General features: G+C 72.8%; 4 protein-coding genes and 1 pseudogene. All 5 read right to left on the bottom strand.

Annotated features, from left to right (window positions below; translation table 11 throughout):
• Nucleotides 1-747: pirin-like bicupin family protein (locus JNW89_RS34795; RefSeq protein WP_238452257.1), on the bottom strand; the 747-nt coding region annotated here is incomplete at its 3' end.
• Nucleotides 744-965, bottom strand: coding sequence for a thioredoxin reductase (locus tag JNW89_RS34790; protein WP_088960800.1), 222 nt, complete (start codon nucleotides 963-965; stop codon nucleotides 744-746). The genes JNW89_RS34790 and JNW89_RS34795, both read right to left, overlap by 4 nt.
• A 194-nt stretch (nucleotides 966-1,159) precedes the next feature.
• A complete protein-coding gene (locus tag JNW89_RS34785; RefSeq protein ID WP_088960799.1) occupies nucleotides 1,160-1,345 on the bottom strand; it encodes a hypothetical protein in 186 nt (61 codons plus the stop codon).
• Between the two features lie 80 nt (nucleotides 1,346-1,425).
• Complete coding sequence (locus JNW89_RS34780; RefSeq protein ID WP_238452258.1) at nucleotides 1,426-2,247, bottom strand: isoprenyl transferase; 822 nt, start codon at nucleotides 2,245-2,247, stop codon at nucleotides 1,426-1,428.
• Nucleotides 2,248-2,414: pseudogene (locus JNW89_RS39635) on the bottom strand (DNA repair protein RecO); the annotation flags it as partial.

The following is a 2,414-nucleotide window of genomic DNA, read 5'->3' as shown; positions in this document are numbered from 1 at the left end:
TTCCCAGACCAGGATTTCGGCGGGTTCGGTGGCGCTGACGCGGTGGCCGCCGGTCATCGTGATCCGGGCGGCGTCGCCCGCGCCGAGCCGGCCGGCGCCCTCCAGGGTCACCGCGCCGCTGGGCACGTAGAGGTGCAGGTAGGGCGCGTCGGGCAGGGTCACCTCGTCGCCGGCGGCGAGCCGGGCGGCGTGCAGGGTGGCGTACCGGTTGCGGATCCGAATCGCCGAGGCGCCGTCGTACCGGTCCATGCCGGAGGCGACCGGCACCAGGCCGCCGCGCAGCAGCTCGTCGCCGATCTCCAGCTGCTCGTAGCCGGGGTCGACGCCGTCGGTGTCGGGCAACACCCACATCTGCACGAAGTGGACCGGGTCGCCGTGCGGCTCCCGGCCGTCCAGCCGCCAGGAGTCGTTCTTCTCCGAGTGCATGATGCCGGTGCCGGCGCTCATCCGCTGAGCCAGCCCGGGATAGATGACACCGGAGTGCCCGGTGGAGTCCTGGTGCACCAGCGAGCCGCGCAGCACCCAGGTCACGATCTCCATGTCCTCGTGCGGGTGGGTCTCGAACCCGGTGCCCGGGTGGACGATGTCGTCGTTGTTGACCAGCAGCAGTCCGTGGTGGGTGTTGGCCGGGTCGTAGTGCCGGGAGAACGAGAAGGAGTGCTTCGAGTCGAGCCAGGACAGTCGGGTCTTGAACCGGTCCTCGGCCCGGCGGACGTCCACCGCCGGGCTCGGCGCCAGCGCGCTCACCAGGCCCGCTGCCCGGTCTCGTTCGGCGCCCAGGTCAGCGCCGGTTCACCGGTGGCCAGCTCGGCGATCTCGCCGGAGCGCACGCTCGGGGCGTGCCCCAGCTCGGCGCAGTGCTGCTCGGCGATCTCGGCGCAGATCCCGGCGACCTGTTCGCAGATCGGGCTGCCCAGGTCGGCGGCGTTCAGCGCCATGATCATCTTGTACCGGAGATCCGGCATGCCCACCCCCGTGGCGGACGCGCCCGGGCGGCGCGCCCTGCGCCGATCGTACGCGCGCGGGCCGCGTCGACCGGCCGGAACGCGTCAGCGCCGCCCCCGAGGGAGCGGCGCCGACGCGTGATGCGGGCGTCGCTGGTGAGCGCGAGGAACGCGGCGCAGCGGAGTCCCGCAGTCGGGAACGAAAGGCAGGCCGGTCACCAGAATCGGCGACGCTTGGCCTTCTGCGGACGCAGCATGTCCGCGCCCTTGCTGAGCAGTCGGCTCACGCCGGTCGGGCCCCGGCGGGCCTCCAGCGTGTGGCTGAGCCGGCGCGCACCGGCCGCGGCCAGCGGCACGGCGACCGCCATGACCGCCCACTGGGCAATCCGCTTCTGAATCATGTGGGTTCACCTCCGCGTCTTGGCTGCTACCCCAAGAGGTACCCCACCCGACGCTCGGACAATCACGAGCCCGGCGACGTCTACACCTTGGGGGCGACCGGGTTGGGCAGCGCGCCCCCGAACCGGCGGTCCCGCTGCGCGTACAGCTCGCAGGCGTACCAGAGGTGCCGGCGGTCGAAGTCCGGCCAGAGGGTGTCGAGGAACACCAGCTCCGCGTACGCCGTCTGCCAGAGCAGGAAGTTGGAGATCCGCTCCTCACCGGAGGGACGCAGGAAGAGGTCCACCTCCGGGATCTCCGGGTGGTAGAGGTACTTCGCCACCGTCTTCTCATTGACCTTCGCCGGGTCGAGCCGACCGGCGGCCACGTCGCGGGCGATCGCGGCGGCGGCGTCGGCGATCTCCGCCTGGCCGCCGTAGTTCACGCAGAACTGCAGGGTCAGCGTCGAGTTGCCGCGGGACATCTCCTCGGCGGTCTGCAACTCGGAGATGACGCTCTTCCACAGCCGCCCCGCCCGGCCCGACCAGACCACCCGCACGCCGAGGTCGACGAGCTGGTCGCGGCGGCGGCGGATGACGTCCCGGTTGAAGCCCATCAGGAACCGGACCTCGTCCGGCGAGCGCCGCCAGTTCTCGGTGGAGAACGCGTACGCCGACAGGTAGGGGATGCCCAGCTCGATCGCGCCCTCGATGGTGTCGAAGAGGCTGAACTCCCCCGCCTCGTGACCCTTGGTGCGGGGCAGGCCGCGCTCCTTGGCCCATCGGCCGTTGCCGTCCATCACCACCGCGACGTGCTTCGGCACCGCCTCGGCGGGCAGCGCCGGCGGCCGGGCGCCCGACGGGTGCGGTGTCGGCGGCACCGGCGCGCGCCGGCCGCCCCTCAACGATCGGATCCACTCGGTCATCTCCCTGTCCACGCCGTCCACGCCGGCCCCGACGCCGGGCGGCGGCGGAACCGGACCGGCCACGCCACCGCCGGGTGACGGGACCGCGCCGGCCGCCGGGGCACCCCGGTCGACCAGCGGCAGCGAGCGTAGCGCGCGCTCCAGGTGCCACTGCAGGTGCGCCGCGA

This window comes from Micromonospora sp. 4G55, assembly GCF_016803375.1.
The sequence above is the reverse complement of the archived record's forward strand: the minus strand, read 5'-3'. Positions and strand labels throughout refer to the sequence as shown.

What these genes read in the sequence shown, in the direction of transcription:
- JNW89_RS34790 (WP_088960800.1), bottom strand. Translation starts at nt 965, where the DNA reads ATGCCGGATCTCCGGTACAAGATGATCATGGCGCTGAACGCCGCCGAC.
- JNW89_RS34785 (WP_088960799.1), bottom strand. Translation starts at nt 1,345, where the DNA reads ATGATTCAGAAGCGGATTGCCCAGTGGGCGGTCATGGCGGTCGCCGTG.
- JNW89_RS34780 (WP_238452258.1), bottom strand. Translation starts at nt 2,247, where the DNA reads ATGACCGAGTGGATCCGATCGTTGAGGGGCGGCCGGCGCGCGCCGGTG.